This is a genomic window from Photobacterium phosphoreum (assembly GCF_002954725.1).
In the GTDB taxonomy this organism is placed as follows: domain Bacteria; phylum Pseudomonadota; class Gammaproteobacteria; order Enterobacterales; family Vibrionaceae; genus Photobacterium; species Photobacterium phosphoreum.
Genome location: NZ_MSCQ01000004.1, coordinates 77,064 through 94,549 on the forward strand (window position 1 = coordinate 77,064; position 17,486 = coordinate 94,549).

Here is a 17,486-nt window from a genome sequence, read left to right on the forward strand (position 1 = left end):
AGACACTAATGTCGGTTTTTTTCATCATCACAGGGGGATAAATCCCTATTCTTTGCTCGTACTCTTTACGTCTTGCGGTTCGTCTTCATCGTCATATTCGTCTGCATCATCTTTACGAATGTAAAAACGTGAGAAGAATAAGCCGACTTCAAACAACAAGCACATCGGTATCGCTAACAAGGTCTGAGATAAAATATCAGGCGGTGTTAACAACATACCGACCACAAACGCTGCCACAATAATATATGGGCGTTTACTGCGTAACGTTTCAGGATCGGTCGCACCGGTCCAACACAACAGAATAATCGCGACAGGGATCTCAAAGGCTATACCAAACGCCATAAATAGCGACAGTACAAAATCGAGATAACTTGAAATATCCGTTGCAACTTCAACCCCTTGCGGAGCGACGCTGGTAAAGAACTTAAACACCAATGGAAACACAACAAAATAAGCAAACGCAACACCGGCATAGAACAGCAATGAGCTGGAAACCAGTAATGGCATAATAAGCTTACGTTCATGCTTATATAAACCTGGAGCCACAAAAGCCCACAGTTGATACAAAATCATTGGTACAGCAATAAAAACAGCGGTAACTAAAGTGAGTTTTATCGGTGTAAAGAATGGTGATGCAACATCGGTTGCGATCATAGTGGCACCCACTGGCATACGTTCAACCAATGGTGCTGCTACAAATGCATAAATGTCTTTCGAAAACCAAACTATACAGACAAAAACCACCAGCACGCTGATGAGAGAGCGCAAGATCCGTGTACGCAGCTCAAGTAAATGGCTGAATAACGGCTGCGAATCTTCGACAGTCGACATAGTGATGTAATTTATTCCTGCTTATTAGAAGTCGTTGCTGAGGGTTGCTCGCTTTTATCAGCATAGGGACGTTGCACATCAGAGGCGACTTTTTTTAGCTCGTCAACTGACTGTTGCAATTCAGGCGCAATGTCCTTCATTCCCATTTGCTCAGCTTTTTTTAAATTGGCTTGCAGTTCCTGAATTTTCAGTTCCTGAGCCAACTCATCTTTCACTGAGTTTGCCATATTACGGGCTGCGCCTATCCACTGCGACACTGTACGTATCGCAACGGGTAGACGTTCCGGCCCCAGTACTACCAATCCCACTACGGAGATCAGCACTAACTCCCAGAACCCGATATCAAACACGTCTTAAACCTGCTCTTTGTCTTTTTGACTCGTTTTAGTCTGATCAGCTGCTTGCTGCTCATCCACAATTTTCTTTTGCTCAAAATCTGCATCAGTGGTTTCTTTTTTAACAACAGGTGCTGAATCGTCATCACCAATCGCTTTTTTGAAACCCTTAACCGCAGAACCTAAGTCGCCACCCAATGTGCGTAACTTCTTAGTTCCGAACAACAGAACAATAATCAGTGCAATAATTAACAATTGCCAGATACTGATACCACCCATGCTTATTTTACCTCAGCTTTATGTGGTTAATAACGGAGTGCGTTGTGACACGCAACTATAAGTATAGGCGAAACCTCAATCGATTATTTTCGACAGGCTCGCCATCCCAGCAACCAAAATACCGCGCCCGCTCCAGCTGCAATAGCAGGATAGGTGGTAACATGATCACCAAAAAGTATGGCAGCACACACCATCATGGTGGCACCAATACCAAAATAGAATCTTGCCTTACCTTGGTTACGCCGACTGTCCATGAAATTATCATAGAGTGTATCGAGTCGTTGGTTCATAACCTTGCCTTGGCGCAAACTGTCGTAAAGTAATTCCGGTAATTCCGGTAACTTTTCAGCCCAAAATGGCGCTTTACTCTTTACTGCATCAATAATGGCTTGTGGGCCAACTTGGCGGGACATCCAATCTTCTAAAAATGGTTTCGCGGTTGCCCACAAATCAAGTTGTGGATACAACTGTCGACCAAGACCTTCTACATACAGTAAAGTCTTTTGTAGCAACACTAGCTGCGGCTGCACTTCCATATTAAATCGACGCGCGGTATTGAATAAATTCAGTAGCACATGCCCAAATGATATTTCACACAATGGCTTTTCAAAGATCGGTTCGCACACAGTACGAATTGCGACTTCAAACGCATCGATATTGGTGTCAGCGGGCACCCAGCCTGAATCAACGTGTAATTCGGCCACTTTGCGATAATCACGATTAAAGAAAGCCAGCAAGTTTTCAGCCAAATAACGTTTGTCTTCACGGTTAAGCGTGCCGACAATACCACAGTCTAATGCTATCCATTGTGGATCATGTGGGTGCTCATAGGAAACAAAAATATTCCCTGGGTGCATGTCAGCGTGAAAGAAACTATCACGGAAGACCTGCGTAAAAAATATATTTACTGCATTTTCCGATAATAATTTCAAATCGGTGCCGTTGGCTTTTAATGCAGCAAGGTCTGACACCTGAATTCCGTAGATACGTTCCATAACCAGTAAATTTACACTGCTATAATCAGTAAAAACTTCCGGTACATAGAGACTATCATCTCCGTCAAAATTACGCCTAAGTTGGATTCCATTCGCCGCTTCACGCATTAAATCCAGTTCATCGAGTAAGGTTTTTTCATATTCCCTTACCACTTCAACCGGACGCAATCGACGAGCCTCAGGTTGCAACCGAGAAACTATCTCGGCCATCCTGTACATCAGCTTAATATCTGCTTCAATAATAGGTCGAATATCAGGACGAATGACTTTAAATACAATTTCGCGACCATTTTCTTTCATGGTCGCAGTATGGACTTGTGCAATCGAGGCTGATGCTAACGCGACCTCATCGAAATCATCAAACCATTGCTCTACCGGACCACCTAATGATGCTTCAATGGTCCGTTTTGCTAATTGACCATCAAACGGTGCCACTTGATCTTGTAATAACGCTAATTGATCGGCGATATGCGGTGGAAACAAATCACGACGGGTCGACATCATCTGACCAAACTTAATCCACACTGGCCCAAGTTCTTGTAACGCTAATCGCAGTCGTTCACCCAAGGGTTTATCCGGATATTCATTTTTAATCCAAAATAACGATTTGCGTAATTTTTTGGGTAATTCTGAACGCGGGTCTTGCGGAATAAAATCATCCAAACCGTAACGCAATTGCACTTCAATAATACGGTAAAGACGTTTAAATTCACGAATAGTCATCATGGCCATTATCGCTCAAGTAGCTGATTTAATCGGGCCTCAAAACAACCAACATCTGATTTCAAGTCATCAACTTGATCAGAAAAATAGGCTATTTCTAATGGCTGTGGTAATAATTTCCATTCTTCCGTTAGCGTTTGAGCCAAATTCTGCTGGCGTTTACGTAACCGCTGCTGAATAAACTGACCACCAGATTTGACCCCGCTGACGACAGTATGGGCAACGATATCCCCACTGTAATACGATAATTTTTCTTCAATATCAGGTTTTAAGCCACTTAACAAACTTGAAAAGTGCTGCGCTAATTGTAAATCACCATCAAGGGATAATTTATCGGCTTTAATTAATTGAGTCAGGTTAGCTTGTTGACGTAATTCAGGTAACACAGCTAGATTAAGTGCCAATTGACAATCAACATCCCCTTCATAAGCCGCTAATACATCAATTTGCTGACTAAAGATAAAATATAGCGTTTTGCCAAACTCATTCAACGTTACGCTGATCACTTTACCGCGTAAACGTGATAAACGGCGCTGGCTCTCAGCATCGTCTTTTATTAACTGATTAAGCGCAGTTTCCACCGCGCCAGTAACAAATGCATCTATTGGCATAGGAGCCTCAAAACTTATAGCCACGGTGCAAAGCAACAATACCGCCGGTTAAGTTGTAGTAGGTGGTCTGATCAAAGCCAGCTTCATCCATCATGCCCTGCAACGTCGGCTGATCAGGATGCATACGAATAGATTCAGCTAAGTAACGGTAGCTTTCACTGTCATTCGCGATAATTTCACCGATTTTCGGCAGTAAATGGAATGAGTAAGCGTCATATATTTTTGATAACGGTTCTAAAATCGGCTTAGAGAACTCCAACACCAATAACCGTCCACCAGGCTTTAACACACGGTACATCGAACGTAATGCTTGTTCTTTATCAGTGACATTACGTAAGCAGAAACTGATGGTAATACAATCAAAATAATTATCAGGAAAAGGCAACTCTTCCGCATTTGCTTGGACATAACCAACGTTGCCCACAATGCCACTATCACGTAGCTTACTGCGGCCAACTTTTAGCATTGAGTTATTGATATCAGCCAAAATAACCTGACCACTGTCACCCACAATACGTGAAAACTTAGCGGTTAAATCGCCAGTACCACCGCCTAAATCAAGCACACGCTGGCCACGGCGCACACCACTGCAGTCAATCGTAAACCGCTTCCATACGCGATGAATACCCATCGACATTAAGTCATTCATAATGTCGTACTTTGCCGCTACTGAATGGAATACTTCAGCAACCATGGTTGCTTTTTCCTCTTTGGCCACGGTACGAAAGCCAAAGTGGGTCGTGTCTTGTGTGGTGTCCGTCATGCTCAATCCATTATGTGCCCTCGCGCTCATTTCATTAGCACAATAAAATCGCTCACGAGGATTAAATTCATTTATTCAACTGGCTTAGTGTACTTGATGGTTGTCGTTTGCTCAAAGTGGTTTACTCTTTAAGCACTATAAATCCGGCTTTACGGCAGAAGTTATATGCGAAAAACCTCTCACATCATGCAGTTGAGACTGCGATTTTTCGACTAACTGTGGGCTAATATCGCGTTTCACCTCAACCCCTAACAGTTTAAAGCTTTCCGCTTGGCGAATGACATTACCCCGTCCACTGGCTAACTTATTCATTGCACTATGATAACTCTGGCTGGCTTTATCTAATGAAGCACCTAAGCCTTCCATGTCAGTGACAAATAAACGTAACTTGTCATACAGTTTTCCCGCTCGCTCAGCAATTTCTTTGGCATTTTGATTTTGATGCTCATTGCGCCACAAATTATTAATCGTTCGTAGCGCCACCAGCAATGTGGTCGGACTGACCAACATAATATTGAGATCCATAGCATCACGAATCAGTTTAGGATCGGCAGCAATCGCAGCTTGAAAGGCAGGTTCAACCGGAATAAACATCAACACATAATCGAGACTTTGGACACCATGTAATTGATGATAATCTTTACGGCTTAAGCCTCGCATATGCGCCCGCATAGAAGCAATATGTTCACCCATGGCTAACTCTCGTTCTGCCACCGTTTCGGCATTAAAAAAGCGTTCATAAGCCACTAATGACATTTTGGCATCAACCACCACATCCTTTTGCTGAGGTAAATGCACCACCACATCGGGCTGATAACGTTTACCGTCTTCATTTTCAAGGCTAACTTGAGTTTGATATTCATGGCCCTCACGCAAACCCGACTCAGTTAATACTCGTGCAAGCACCACTTCGCCCCAATTACCTTGCGCTTTATTATCACCTTTAAGAGCCTGAGTCAGGTTAACCGCTTCCTGCGCCATTTGTTCATTAAGCTGTTTAAGATGATTAATCTGATGCACTAAAGTATGTCGTTCACGAGATTCTTGAGTAAAATTATCATTAACCTGTTTTTTAAAGCTTTCTAGTTGTTCTTTGAGTGGCATTAATAAACTTTGTAAGCTGATTTTATTCTGCTCATCAACACTGCGGGTTTTGTGTTCAAACAATTTATTGGCAAGGCTTTCAAATTGGATCCGTAACCGTTCTTCAGCATTTTCTAATAACTGAATTTTTTCTTCGGCCGATTTTTGTTCTTCAAAATGACGTGCATCTTGCTCACGTAAATCCGCTTCAAGACTGGCGTTAATCACCCGTAAGTTATCTAACTGTTCTGATAGATACTGTTTTTCATTTTGAAGGGCTTCAAAATGCCGCATTTTTTCTACCGCCGCAGATAAATTACCATGCAATTGGCGTATCTCATGAGTCAGACGATCACGTTCATCATCCATCTGTTCAAGTTCTTGGTTTCGTTCACCCAGCTGCTGGTGCAATTGCTGCTCGCGGGCTTGCAATAAACGTATATCAGCGTCTGCTTGCTGTTGGTGAAGTTGTAATGTTTGTTCAAAACGTCCTTTTAACCATAGCGTGGTAATAACACTCGCCACTGTCGCGCCAGAGATTGCTGCCAACAGTGAAATCATGCCGCCACTCAACCATTCCGTCATATCAAATACTCTACAAAAAACCACCAAATCCATTTCTGTTGTAAGGCTAAGTCGATAGTGGATGAATGTCCAGTTTCATAACCAGAGGCTGTTTTATCCATTAACAATCACAACGTTAGTCGCTATCGATTCCATAAAAATAAAGCCTGTCATAATGACAGGCTTAATAAAAGACGCGCACTTAATATCTGTGAACCATTAATGGCTCAATACTAGTCTGTAATCAAGGGAGTTTGGTGCCAGCTTTTACCCCACTTTGACCACAACACAAATAACCCGGGGATCAATAACCACATCTGTAATGTCATCAATATTGGCGTCGCTAAATCAAGCCGTTGCGTTAAGCTCACCATTACCCCAGCGCCACTCATTTGAAACAGACCTAACAGCGCAGCAGCCGTTCCAGCACGATCACCAAACGGAGCCAATGCTTTTCCTGCCGATGAACCCAAAACAAACGCAAATCCAAATGAACAAATAAAGATCGGCACCATAAATGCCCATGCTTGATTTATGGTACTTAGTCCCAGCATTAATCCACCAGCAACGGTTAAAATAATCAGTCCAGTTTGTAATGTTGCACGGGTACCAAAGCGATCCATAAATTTCGGCGCCACCATACACGCGGTGATATTCAACGCGGCATTAATACCAAACCAAAAGGTAAATTGATTCATATCTGCGCCAAGATGACTCATTAACCACACCGGAGCCGAAGTGACATACGCTAAAATTACCGCCATTGATAACATGCATAAACTGGCATGATATAAAAACGTCGGCTCACGTAATACCGACCAATAACGGCTTAAACTCAAGGTTGAACCACTAACATGGGTATCAACCGGACGAGTTTCTTTAAACATCGTCATTACAAACAAGCCGGCTACTACTGCAAAACCAGCCATAAAACTAAAGTTTGAACGCCAGCCAAACTCGTGAGTTAACCAAGTACCTAGTAAGGGTGCTAAAGCGGGGATAAAACAGATTGCACCATTTAAGTAACTGATCATACGACCACTCTTTTCTGCACCAAAACTATCACGAACAGCAGAGAAAGCCGCAACAGAAGTAGCACAGGCACCAAAACCTTGTAGCAAGCGTGCAGTTAATAGCATGTCTAAATTGGTGGCTAGATATGCCATCAACGCGCTAAAGCCATAAATAACAATACCGGCTAACGCAATCGGGCGACGTCCAAAGCGATCTGCTAACGGACCTGCCAATAATTGCCCTAATCCTAAGCTAAACATAAACCATGTCACGGTATCTTGAACGCGCACAGCATTAACCCCAAAACTATCAGCAATAGCAGGGAAAGCAGGTAAATAAATATCAATAGCCAACGGGCTAAATAACACTAAAGTCACCATCAAGGCGATTAGTTTAGTATCCGTAGAAGATGTTGTTGACGGTGTCATATGACGTTCCTAAAAGATGATCGCGCCAAGTCTACGGTTTTAGAGATATGAATAGAAATGGTATATATTCAATCGTACTTTTCCATTTGGGAATATCACTCACAGCAGTTATTTGCCACAGACTTGATATCAGATAACATCATGAAGCTGAAATTCAATAAATCCGAATCAATTGACCGTTAGCTAATTGATGCTAACCACCAAACACGCTAACGTAGCTGTATAACTACGCCCTCTCAATTCAAGGGTGTTATGCCAGTTTAACGCTTACGCCATCGCTTAGATGACGATCTAATTAAAGGACGAAAACATGCAAGCAGCAATTTCGCAACGTGTTGAACAAATCCGCCACTGGCTCACGGAGAATCAATTAGATGCATTATTGATCCCTCACGAAGATGAATTTCTTGGGGAGTACATTCCCGATCATAATGAACGCCTACACTGGTTAACCGGATTTACAGGCTCAGCTGGCGCGGCCATTATTACCCGTGATGATGCTGCTGTTTTTGTCGATGGCCGTTATGTGGTGCAAGTGCGTAAACAAGTGCCTGCCGATGTATTCCAATACTGTCACCTTATTGAACAGCCACCAGTACAATGGGCTCTAGAAAATTTAGCGGTTGGCAGTAAAGTTGCCATTGATGCACGCCTTCACAGCGCAGCATGGTTAAAAAATGCCACCACTGCGATTGATAGTGAATTAGCATTAGTTTGTGTTGATGAAAATCCGATTGATCAACTGTGGCTTGATCGCCCTGCCCCCGTATTGTCTGATGCTCAATTAATGGGATTAGAGTTTGTGGGTCAATCAAGTGCTGATAAACGCCAACAAATTGCCGCCTTACTGACAACGCAAAAAGCCAATGCCGCGTTTTTAAGCCAGCTTGATAGCATCGCATGGCTACTGAATATTCGTGGGGATGATGTTCATTGTCTGCCAGTATTATTATCAGCTGCCGTTATTCATGATGATGCTTCGGTTGATTTTTATATTGATCACCACCGCTTACCAGAAGGCTTTACAGCCCATGTTGGTGATGGCGTTACGCTCTGCGAGCCAGAGCAATTAGCGACAGGTTTAGCCTCATTAGCCGGTAAGCGAGTGCTGTTTGATTCCACCAACAGCAACGCATGGGCAGCACAACAATTGAAAGATGCTGGTGCACTATTGATTGAAGCGGCAAACCCAACCTTACTGCCAAAATCCACTAAAAATGTCACTGAAATGGCAGGAATGAAAGCGTGTCATATTCGCGATGGCGTTGCGATCAGTAAATTCTTAGCCTGGGTTGATACCCAAGTAGCAGCAGGGCATTTACTTGATGAAGCCCAATTATCAGATCAACTGTGGCAATTCCGTCAGTTAGATCCAAGTTGCAGTGATGTGAGCTTTGATACCATTTCAGCGGCAGCAGGCAATGCGGCAATGTGCCACTACAATCACCTTAATCAACCGCAGCCAAGTAAACTGCAAATGGATACCGTGTACTTAGTCGATTCAGGCGGTCAATACCCCGACGGTACTACCGATATTACCCGTACCATAGCAATTGGTCAGCCGGGTGATGAGGTTAAGCAAGCCTTTACTTTAGTCTTAAAAGGTCACATTGCGTTAGCATCTGCACGTTTCCCTAAAGGCACCACAGGTAGCCAACTTGATGCGTTAGCACGTCAACATTTATGGGCGTATGGATTTGATTATGATCATGGTACTGGTCACGGTGTCGGTCACTTTTTAAGTGTCCATGAAGGACCACAACGGATCGCTAAAGCCTACAATCCTGTTGCATTACTGCCTGGTATGGTGCTCTCAAATGAGCCAGGATATTACCGCGCCGATGCGTTTGGTATTCGTATTGAAAACCTTGAAGCGGTAGTGGAAGTGGCAACCCAAGGTGATATGACGGTAATGGGATTTGAATCTCTGACTCGCGCACCGATTGATAAGCGTTTAATTAATTTAAGCTTATTAACAGATGTCGAACTTGCATGGCTTAACCATTACCATCACGCCGTGTTTGAGGTTATTAGCCCAGCATTAAACGGTGATGATTTAGCATGGTTAACTCAAGCAACAGCACCACTACAACGCTAATGATGCCATTGCATTAACAACAATTAATAAGCCAGTGCATAACCTTTGCACTGGCTTATTGCCACCTTCAAATGTTGTTACCCCGAGTAAACCGCGTCCCAGTCTTTCCACACGACCTCAAATCCTCGCCGCTTCACTGCCATCGCCACCTCTGCCACACTGCGATCATCACTGATTGCAAATTGCTCTAACTCTGGCGTGTCATCAGCATAGCCACCCGGTTGGGTTTTAGAGCCTGCAGACAGACTGGTTACCCCTAACGGCAACACATTATCGCGAAAATGGGCTGATTCACGAGTGGATAACGACAACTCAACTTCATGATTAAACAACCGATAAGCACACAACAATTGCACTAACTGGCGATCTGTCATTACTGATTTAGGCTCAATACCCCCCGTACACGGCCGCAACCGTGGAAATGAAATAGAATAACGACTTTGCCAATAATGACGCTCAAGATAAGCCAAATGACTCGCCACAAAAAAACTGTCCGTGCGCCACTCCTCCATTCCCAACAAAGCCCCAATCCCTATTTTATCTATGCCGGCTTGCGCTAATCGATCAGGTGTCTCAAGCCGATAATTAAAATTAGTTTTGTTACCACGTAAATGATGTTCGGCATAAGTACGAGCATGATAGGTTTCTTGATACACCATCACCGCATCTAAGCCTAAACCTTTCAGCTCACGATATTGCTGTTGTTCAAGCGGCTGAACTTCCATTGCAATATGATTAAAGTGAGATTTAATTTGAGGCAGTGTATGTCTGAAATAGTCCATTCCAACTTTGGTTTGATGCTCACCGGTGACCAACAACACGCTGTCAAACTGAAGCGCTTTGATCGCCTCACATTCACGTTCGATATCGGCAGCTGTTAATGTGCGTCGTTTAATTCGATTTTCCATCGAGAACCCGCAATAGGTACACGCATTAGCACACAAATTAGAGAGATATAATGGCACATAAAAATGTATCGCATAACCAAACCGCTGCCGCGTTAATAGCGCAGCTTGTTGCGCCATCTGCTCTAGGTAAGGTTCAGCTGCTGGCGAAATTAAGGCTTTAAAATCGTTAAGATCACACTCCGGTTTAGCCAGTGCTCGTTCAACATCAGCAGCGGTTTTAGCGTAAATCGATAGTCGAATATCATCCCAATCCAATTGCCGCCATACATCAACAAAACTCATCCTTGCTCCTTATCGATCGGTATCAAGAAAAGCCGTGAATGGACTCGATGCTATGGCATGACGAACCTTACCCGCTAATCCTGCTTTATAAGCCATACGACCACTGATCACTGCCCATTTAAATGCCTCAGCCATCGCAATCGGATCGGTAGCTGTTGCAATTGCAGTGTTAACTAAGACAGCATCTGCTCCCATTTCCATTGCCGCGGCAGCATCAGATGGAGCGCCAATTCCTGCATCAATAATCACTGGTACCTGCGCTTGATCGATGATAATTTGCAGAAAATCACGAGAGACTAAGCCCTTATTTGATCCTATCGGTGATCCTAATGGCATCACTGCCGCACAACCAACCTCTTCTAATCGTTTACACAATACCGGATCAGCATGACAATAAGGCAATACCACAAATCCTTGCTTCACTAATTCCTCAGCCGCTAATAAGGTTTCAATCGGATCGGGCATTAAGTATTTAGGATCGGGATGTATCTCTAATTTAAGCCAATTTGTCGCAAGCGCTTCACGGGCTAATTGCGCCGCAAAAATAGCTTCTTTAGCATTTTTAGCCCCTGATGTATTGGGTAATAAATTCACCCCAGCCGCAATTAATGGCGCTAAAATATCATCCGCTTGATGGGCTAAATCAACCCGTTTCAGAGCCATGGTAACCAATTGTGATTCTGTAGCGAGTAACGATGCTGTCATCACATCACGATGAGAATATTTACCGGTTCCAGTAAACAACCGTGAGCCAAACGTTTTATCGGCAATAGTAAGCATGTTAGCCTCCTGCTATAACTTGAAAGAGCGTGATTTGATCGTTATGGTTCAACACAGTTGTTGACCAGTCGCTACGCGTAATAATGGCTTGGTTGATCGCAATCGCAGCCCCCACAGTAGGAAGTGTTAATTGCTCAACTAACTCGATTAAACTTTGTTGTGATTGACACTCAATAGCTTGATTATTTAGCCATACAGTTATCATCGTCATTAAACAGCATCTCCATTAACAAGTTTATGAGCACCACAAACCGTACAGTTTTCATCAGCATTGATCTCAAGTTGCTGCCACTGTCCCTGTAAACCATCAAACTGAGAAAATTGTTTAAATCCGATCTTTCCCGCATTAACAATCGCCTTTATTACTGCAAGTGCCTGCATCGTACCGATAACCCCAACCACAGGACCCACAATGCCACCACTACGACAATTTTGAATATCGGTGTGAGGTTGTGCCACTTCAGGCAATAAACACTGGTAACACGGTCCCACTCCCACACCAAAATCAAACGCTATTAACTGACCTTGCCATCCTATCGCAGCCCCAGACACTAACCGTTTCTTTGCCTCAAAACAGGTATGATTAACCGCGTAGCGGGTCGAAAAATTATCACTGCAATCAACAACAATATCGGCTTGTTCAACTTCTAATGCTAATTGAATCCCCGTTAACCGCGAGGTCACTGCTCGATAACGATTAAGCGAGTTTAATGCCGCCATTTGAGCACACGCCGCCTGCGCTTTATTACAACCAAGATCAGGATTACGATACAGCACTTGCCGTTGCAGATTGGACGCTTCAAGCTCATCATTATCAGCAATAACAATCTTTCCCACCCCAGCAGCCGCTAAATATAACCCTACAGCAGAGCCTAAACCGCCAGCTCCAATAATTAACACCTGCGCATTTTTGAGCTGTTGTTGCCCCGTTTCAGCAATATCAGCCACCATTAACTGACGGCTATAACGTGTGAACTCAACATCAGAGAGCATAGTGTTTATCATCATCACAAACTCCTGCAGTCATAATTTCAACCTTAGGCGCCAATATGCTACGTAACGCTATTATTGCTATCGCTGGATCATCCGCTTGAGTAATGGCACTAACAACAGCCACCCCAGTAACGCCAGTCCGCCACACTTTTGCTGCACGCTCAATAGTGATACCGCCAATCGCTACGGTTGGTGCTCGTTTACCAATTAATTTTTGATAAAGCGCTAATCGACTCACACCTTGCGGTAATGAAGGCATCTCTTTGGTTAATGTCGCAAAAATATGACCCAATGCGATATAACTGGGTTGATACTCAAGCGCACGTAAAATTTCATAATAACCATGGGTCGAGATCCCTAGTCGTAGTCCAGCTTGCTGGATCGCGACTAAATTAGCGCTATCAAGATCCTCCTGACCAAGGTGAACACCATAAGCATGATGCTTAATTGCCAGCAGCCAATAATCATTAATGAACACCTGTGCTTGAGCTAACTCTCCGGCAACAATAGCTTGTTGGATTTGGTGTTCCAGATCGGATGCTTGAGGATTTTTGATCCGTAATTGGGTAGTTTTAATACCTAGCGGTAATACTCGCTCAACCCAATCAGCGCTCTCGACCACCGGATATAATCCAAGCTTACTCGACTCTAATGCTGCAAACGGAGACACTAATTGACCGTCGGTTAACCAGCCAAGTTGTTTTATTTGAGGATGATTTACCGTTAAAGCACGAGGAAAGACTTTGGCATCTGTCGGCCAGATAAGATCACCTTGTGCACGATGATTATGATCTTGATAACTGCGCGCATAAGCCCGTGCTAATACCAATGCATCACCTAATGGATAATCAAGTGCAAGGGCTACCAACAACATTGCTCGGTGCGCTTCACTGGCACCACTATGATGACAATAAATAGCCCGCGCTTGTCCTTGGTAATGCCAAATATCAACACACCCATCACCGGCAGGAAAACCACATAACACCAAACTAGGATCTGCCGCTACCTTTTGCTGCAGCTCCGCTAATTCAGCAAAAGGAGCTAACCACTGATCCCGCACTTGATACGTCGGCGGTGCACAATCTTCCTCTGCGGCCACAAAATTAAACGCTAATGAATAGTCACAACTTGTGGTCTTAATGTGAATTAACGGTTCACTCGCATTGACTGTCATACTGACCATCTCACCCAGTTGATATAACTCAGCAGGGATTAACAATGGTTCGATGTGCATTAACAACGGCATTAAATGATTGGGTAACGATAAGGTGCTCATTTACAAATCCTCTTTAGCAGGGTGATATAACTCACTGCCTCGAGCACGAAATTCAGCCGCTTTTTGTTGCATACCGACACTAGAATTCTCACTAACAGTAATATCTATCGGCTGTAACCCTTTAGCATAATCACGGACTTCTTGAGAAATTTTCATTGAGCAAAATTTAGGGCCACACATTGAACAGAAATGGGCCACTTTGCCTGATTCTTGCGGCAAGGTTTGATCGTGATAATCTCGAGCAGTTTGAGGGTCAAGGCCAAGATTAAATTGATCTTCCCAGCGAAACTCAAACCGTGCTTTTGATAATGCATTATCACGGACTTGCGCACCGGGGTGGCCTTTAGCTAAGTCTGCCGCATGCGCGCACAGCTTGTACGTGATCAAACCGACTTTTACATCATCTTTATTGGGTAACCCTAAATGCTCTTTCGGTGTTACGTAACACAACATTGCACAACCATACCAACCAATAATGGCCGCCCCAATACCTGAAGTAATATGATCATAACCAGGCGCAATATCTGTAGTTAAAGGCCCTAAAGTATAAAATGGCGCTTCATGACAATGTTTAAGTTGCTCATCCATATTGGCTTTAATCATATGCATCGGCACATGGCCCGGCCCTTCAATCATCACCTGAACATCATATTCCCACGCGATTTTTGTTAGCTCACCCAGCGTGCGTAATTCACTAAACTGTGCTTCATCGTTAGCATCAGCAATAGAACCGGGGCGTAAACCGTCACCGAGAGAGAGCGAAATATCATATTGCGCACAAATTTCACAAATATTACGAAAATTTTGATACAAAAAACTTTCTTGGTGATGCGCCAAACACCACTTAGCCATAATTGAACCACCACGAGAAACAATCCCTGTTACTCGCTGAGCTGTCATTGGCACATAACGTAATAAAACCCCTGCATGAATAGTAAAGTAATCGACACCTTGCTCAGCTTGCTCTAATAACGTATCTCGAAAAACATCCCAATTAAGATTTTCAGCCACGCCATTTACTTTCTCCAATGCCTGATACATTGGCACAGTACCAATAGGTACCGGACTATTACGAATGATCCATTCCCGAGTTTCATGAATATTGCGGCCGGTTGATAAGTCCATTACCGTATCGCCGCCCCAACGCGTCGACCACACTAACTTCTCAACTTCTTCTTCAATGGATGAGCTCACGGCTGAATTACCAATATTAGCATTTACTTTGACGAGAAAATTACGCCCAATGATCATCGGTTCAGCTTCGGGATGGTTTATATTGGCTGGAATAATGGCTCGTCCTGCAGCCACTTCTTGACGAACAAACTCAGGGGTAATTTGTGGTGGAAGATTAGCGCCAAAACTCATACCAGCATGCTGTTGATTTAACGTTTCATCATCATAATGCGCTCGTCCCATGTTTTCACGAATCGCAATATATTCCATTTCTGGGGTAACAATACCTTGGCGAGCATAATGTAACTGAGTAACACATTTATCAGCTTTAGCACGTCGAATAGGTACCCGATGATTAAAACGCAACTCATTAAGCGTCTCATCAACTAGCCGCTTATGCGCATAATCAGAGCTTAACTCAGGCAATAACTCAGTATCATTACGTTCAGCAATCCACTCTTTACGAACGGTGGGTAGGCCACAATAGATATCTATGGAGTGCTCAGGATCGGTATAAAAGCCCGATGTATCATAAACACGAATAGGTTGATTAGGTTCAAAAAGAGGGGCTTGTTTCGGACCACTAATAAGGCTATCAGCTAAGGTGATTTCGCGCATTGGCACTAAAATATCAGCACGACTACCAGCAACATACACTTTGTGGGAATTAGGATAGGGTTGAGCCGTTAGTGACTCGATAAATTGTTTCGCTTCCAATCTCGCTTGCTTGCGATTCGACACAGCAATTTCCTTTCAATATTGTAGGGGAAAATGCTTGGCGGATGGGCGTAAACAAGAGCGATGCAGCAACGCTGTACATCATCAATTACCTACAGTGATCCCAGATAAGAATATGCAGTAAAGATAACCTCTTGCTTCCCTTCGCAGGTATTAGCCTGATCAGGTTCAACGGATCCCGCAATGCGGTCTCAGCCATATGGCACTCCGACAAGTAAGCATTTGAGTATAATAACTCAGATGATGATCGCAATAGTTTCCTTAAAAGAATCAACACCCAGTGACCGATAGCAAAAAGCCGTGCAATTACACGGCTTTTTATTGCAAACAATCACGACACAGATTATTGCGAGATAAGCACATCACATTTGAGATTTTTTGCCAATGTCTCACTAACATCACCAAAAATATGAATAGCAGATTTGTGATAGCCAGTGATTACTAAATTAGCTTCAACTTTTTCAGCAAGTTCTTCTAAATGTTTCGCAATATCACCATTAGCAATATGTAATCCCGTGACAGGATAAGATGAAACAGCGGCTAACTCTGATAATTGTGTCATTCGTTGTTTTGCAATCGCATCGTGCTCTTCTTGCAATTCAATTTCAACATCAATAAAGCTAACGTTACCAACACCCGGCTCAACATAGGCAATATGTAACTCAGCATGATTTTGCTCAGCAATGACTCCGGCTTTTACCATTAATTTATGAGCATATTTATCTTCAGGATTAACAGCAAGTAATACAGTTTGATATAGCGACATAGCTTATCTCCGTGAGCCAACGCTCAATAGTAAATTTCTTAGTTATGATTATGATGCTATAAATGTAGCTATACAACCAACTATGTGTCGACATTTTAATATAAGCTTAAATCAATGATTGCAATTATCGAGAGTATTAACCAACTCAACAAGCGATTATTATTACGGCTTTTCATCATCACCTTTAACTGAAACGAGATACCAATGAGCCAATATTTATTACTAGGATTCATCGCAATTGGTGGTGCATTCGGCGCCTGCTCACGATACTTAATTTCTGAGCTTTGCGTTATTTTATTTGGCCGTGGCTTCCCATACGGAACATTAACCGTCAATATTATTGGCTCGCTAATTATGGGGCTACTAATGTCAGGACTAAATCAAGGAATGATAGAAGCAGCACCATGGCGACCAATGATAGGCTTAGGCTTTCTTGGTGCATTAACCACTTTCTCCACCTTTTCAATGGATAACATTGTAATGATGCAGCAAGGTGAGTTTATCAAAGCTGGCTTAAACATCGTGCTTAACGTAACAGTCAGTCTGTTTGCTTGTTATATTGGTTATCAACTAATGATGAAAAGCTAATAAACATTCAAATATATAGCCGCCGTAAGGCGGTTTTTTTTCGCCAAGATAAAGAGAATATAGGAAACGCAGGAAACGCAGGAAACGCAGGAAACGCAGGAAACGCAGGAAACGCAGGAAACGCAGGAAACGCAGGAAACGCAGGAAACGCAGGAAACGCAGGAAACAATATATCAAGCAGAGTATATGTCATTATTTTTTCGTTATAAACGAAAAAAGGCCATCCTTACGGATGGCCTTTTAAAATTTGAAGCCTAG

General features: G+C 43.2%; 18 protein-coding genes and 1 riboswitch. Of the genes, 2 read left to right on the forward strand and 16 right to left on the reverse strand.

What is annotated here, in order from left to right; all coding sequences use genetic code 11:
* Window positions 1–45: 45 nt before the first annotated feature.
* From tatC to BTO21_RS19495, 8 genes are all read right to left on the reverse strand, one after another.
* Entirely contained in the window at window positions 46–831 is a 786-nt protein-coding gene (tatC, locus tag BTO21_RS19460) for a twin-arginine translocase subunit TatC (RefSeq protein WP_045032469.1), read from the reverse strand.
* Window positions 832–842: 11 nt separating this feature from the next.
* The gene (gene tatB / locus BTO21_RS19465; protein WP_045032467.1) at window positions 843–1,181 is read right to left on the reverse strand and encodes a Sec-independent protein translocase protein TatB; all 339 of its coding nucleotides are present in this window, start codon (window positions 1,179–1,181) and stop codon (window positions 843–845) included.
* A gap of 3 nt (window positions 1,182–1,184) precedes the next feature.
* Window positions 1,185–1,445 (reverse strand): Sec-independent protein translocase subunit TatA, encoded by a 261-nt coding sequence (gene tatA, locus BTO21_RS19470; protein WP_045032465.1) that lies wholly within the window; start codon window positions 1,443–1,445, stop codon window positions 1,185–1,187.
* An 83-nt stretch (window positions 1,446–1,528) separates the two neighbouring features.
* Window positions 1,529–3,166, reverse strand: coding sequence for a ubiquinone biosynthesis regulatory protein kinase UbiB (gene ubiB / locus BTO21_RS19475; protein ID WP_181316143.1), 1,638 nt, complete (start codon window positions 3,164–3,166; stop codon window positions 1,529–1,531).
* A 5-nt stretch (window positions 3,167–3,171) separates the two neighbouring features.
* A complete protein-coding gene (locus BTO21_RS19480; protein WP_045032463.1) occupies window positions 3,172–3,774 on the reverse strand; it encodes a ubiquinone biosynthesis accessory factor UbiJ in 603 nt (200 codons plus the stop codon).
* 7 nt (window positions 3,775–3,781) lie between these two features.
* A complete protein-coding gene (gene ubiE, locus BTO21_RS19485) occupies window positions 3,782–4,537 on the reverse strand; it encodes a bifunctional demethylmenaquinone methyltransferase/2-methoxy-6-polyprenyl-1,4-benzoquinol methylase UbiE (protein ID WP_045032461.1) in 756 nt (251 codons plus the stop codon).
* 135 nt (window positions 4,538–4,672) lie between these two features.
* Window positions 4,673–6,205: a DNA recombination protein RmuC gene (rmuC, locus tag BTO21_RS19490; protein ID WP_045032460.1), complete on the reverse strand. Its 1,533-nt coding sequence runs from the start codon at window positions 6,203–6,205 to the stop codon at window positions 4,673–4,675.
* 212 nt (window positions 6,206–6,417) lie between these two features.
* Window positions 6,418–7,626 (reverse strand): multidrug effflux MFS transporter, encoded by a 1,209-nt coding sequence (locus tag BTO21_RS19495; RefSeq protein WP_065193086.1) that lies wholly within the window; start codon window positions 7,624–7,626, stop codon window positions 6,418–6,420.
* A gap of 310 nt (window positions 7,627–7,936) precedes the next feature.
* Between BTO21_RS19495 and BTO21_RS19500 the strand changes: the two genes are divergently transcribed.
* The gene (locus tag BTO21_RS19500) at window positions 7,937–9,724 is read left to right on the forward strand and encodes an aminopeptidase P family protein (protein ID WP_045032458.1); all 1,788 of its coding nucleotides are present in this window, start codon (window positions 7,937–7,939) and stop codon (window positions 9,722–9,724) included.
* Between the two features lie 77 nt (window positions 9,725–9,801).
* Here BTO21_RS19500 and thiH read toward each other — a convergent pair whose 3' ends face one another.
* From thiH to BTO21_RS19535, 7 genes are all read right to left on the reverse strand, one after another.
* A complete protein-coding gene (thiH, locus tag BTO21_RS19505; protein WP_045032456.1) occupies window positions 9,802–10,914 on the reverse strand; it encodes a 2-iminoacetate synthase ThiH in 1,113 nt (370 codons plus the stop codon).
* Window positions 10,915–10,923: 9 nt separating this feature from the next.
* Window positions 10,924–11,694, reverse strand: a complete 771-nt coding sequence (locus tag BTO21_RS19510; RefSeq protein ID WP_045032454.1) for a thiazole synthase — start codon at window positions 11,692–11,694, stop codon at window positions 10,924–10,926.
* 1 nt (window position 11,695) lies between these two features.
* Window positions 11,696–11,905 carry a sulfur carrier protein ThiS gene (gene thiS, locus BTO21_RS19515; RefSeq protein WP_045032452.1) on the reverse strand — a complete coding sequence of 70 codons (210 nt, stop codon included), beginning with the start codon at window positions 11,903–11,905 and terminating at the stop codon, window positions 11,696–11,698.
* Window positions 11,905–12,699, reverse strand: coding sequence for a HesA/MoeB/ThiF family protein (locus BTO21_RS19520; protein WP_045032470.1), 795 nt, complete (start codon window positions 12,697–12,699; stop codon window positions 11,905–11,907). The genes thiS and BTO21_RS19520 overlap by 1 nt, the downstream gene beginning before the upstream one ends.
* Window positions 12,677–13,963 carry a thiamine phosphate synthase gene (gene thiE, locus BTO21_RS19525; RefSeq protein ID WP_045032450.1) on the reverse strand — a complete coding sequence of 429 codons (1,287 nt, stop codon included), beginning with the start codon at window positions 13,961–13,963 and terminating at the stop codon, window positions 12,677–12,679. The genes BTO21_RS19520 and thiE overlap by 23 nt, the downstream gene beginning before the upstream one ends.
* The gene (thiC, locus tag BTO21_RS19530; protein WP_045032448.1) at window positions 13,964–15,877 is read right to left on the reverse strand and encodes a phosphomethylpyrimidine synthase ThiC; all 1,914 of its coding nucleotides are present in this window, start codon (window positions 15,875–15,877) and stop codon (window positions 13,964–13,966) included. It lies immediately after the preceding gene.
* Window positions 15,878–15,995: 118 nt separating this feature from the next.
* Window positions 15,996–16,094, reverse strand: a riboswitch (TPP riboswitch).
* Window positions 16,095–16,217: 123 nt separating this feature from the next.
* The gene (locus BTO21_RS19535) at window positions 16,218–16,640 is read right to left on the reverse strand and encodes a universal stress protein (RefSeq protein ID WP_045032446.1); all 423 of its coding nucleotides are present in this window, start codon (window positions 16,638–16,640) and stop codon (window positions 16,218–16,220) included.
* Window positions 16,641–16,844: 204 nt separating this feature from the next.
* Here BTO21_RS19535 and crcB point away from each other — a divergent pair, with 204 nt between their 5' ends.
* Window positions 16,845–17,228, forward strand: a complete 384-nt coding sequence (gene crcB, locus BTO21_RS19540; protein WP_036788490.1) for a fluoride efflux transporter CrcB — start codon at window positions 16,845–16,847, stop codon at window positions 17,226–17,228.
* A gap of 7 nt (window positions 17,229–17,235) precedes the next feature.
* Here crcB and BTO21_RS20310 read toward each other — a convergent pair whose 3' ends face one another.
* Window positions 17,236–17,421: a hypothetical protein gene (locus tag BTO21_RS20310; protein ID WP_239998065.1), complete on the reverse strand. Its 186-nt coding sequence runs from the start codon at window positions 17,419–17,421 to the stop codon at window positions 17,236–17,238.
* Window positions 17,422–17,486 lie beyond the last annotated feature (65 nt).

Coding starts and splice junctions, on each gene's coding strand:
- rmuC (WP_045032460.1), bottom strand. CDS start 6,205: ATGACGGAATGGTTGAGTGGCGGCATGATTTCACTGTTGGCAGCAATC.
- ubiE (WP_045032461.1), bottom strand. CDS start 4,537: ATGACGGACACCACACAAGACACGACCCACTTTGGCTTTCGTACCGTG.
- tatC (WP_045032469.1), bottom strand. CDS start 831: ATGTCGACTGTCGAAGATTCGCAGCCGTTATTCAGCCATTTACTTGAG.
- BTO21_RS19510 (WP_045032454.1), bottom strand. CDS start 11,694: ATGCTTACTATTGCCGATAAAACGTTTGGCTCACGGTTGTTTACTGGA.
- BTO21_RS19480 (WP_045032463.1), bottom strand. CDS start 3,774: ATGCCAATAGATGCATTTGTTACTGGCGCGGTGGAAACTGCGCTTAAT.
- BTO21_RS20310 (WP_239998065.1), bottom strand. CDS start 17,421: ATGACATATACTCTGCTTGATATATTGTTTCCTGCGTTTCCTGCGTTT.
- thiE (WP_045032450.1), bottom strand. CDS start 13,963: ATGAGCACCTTATCGTTACCCAATCATTTAATGCCGTTGTTAATGCAC.
- BTO21_RS19535 (WP_045032446.1), bottom strand. CDS start 16,640: ATGTCGCTATATCAAACTGTATTACTTGCTGTTAATCCTGAAGATAAA.
- crcB (WP_036788490.1), top strand. CDS start 16,845: ATGAGCCAATATTTATTACTAGGATTCATCGCAATTGGTGGTGCATTC.
- BTO21_RS19500 (WP_045032458.1), top strand. CDS start 7,937: ATGCAAGCAGCAATTTCGCAACGTGTTGAACAAATCCGCCACTGGCTC.
- BTO21_RS19520 (WP_045032470.1), bottom strand. CDS start 12,699: ATGATAAACACTATGCTCTCTGATGTTGAGTTCACACGTTATAGCCGT.
- thiS (WP_045032452.1), bottom strand. CDS start 11,905: ATGACGATGATAACTGTATGGCTAAATAATCAAGCTATTGAGTGTCAA.
- thiH (WP_045032456.1), bottom strand. CDS start 10,914: ATGAGTTTTGTTGATGTATGGCGGCAATTGGATTGGGATGATATTCGA.
- ubiB (WP_181316143.1), bottom strand. CDS start 3,166: ATGATGACTATTCGTGAATTTAAACGTCTTTACCGTATTATTGAAGTG.
- tatA (WP_045032465.1), bottom strand. CDS start 1,445: ATGGGTGGTATCAGTATCTGGCAATTGTTAATTATTGCACTGATTATT.
- BTO21_RS19495 (WP_065193086.1), bottom strand. CDS start 7,626: ATGACACCGTCAACAACATCTTCTACGGATACTAAACTAATCGCCTTG.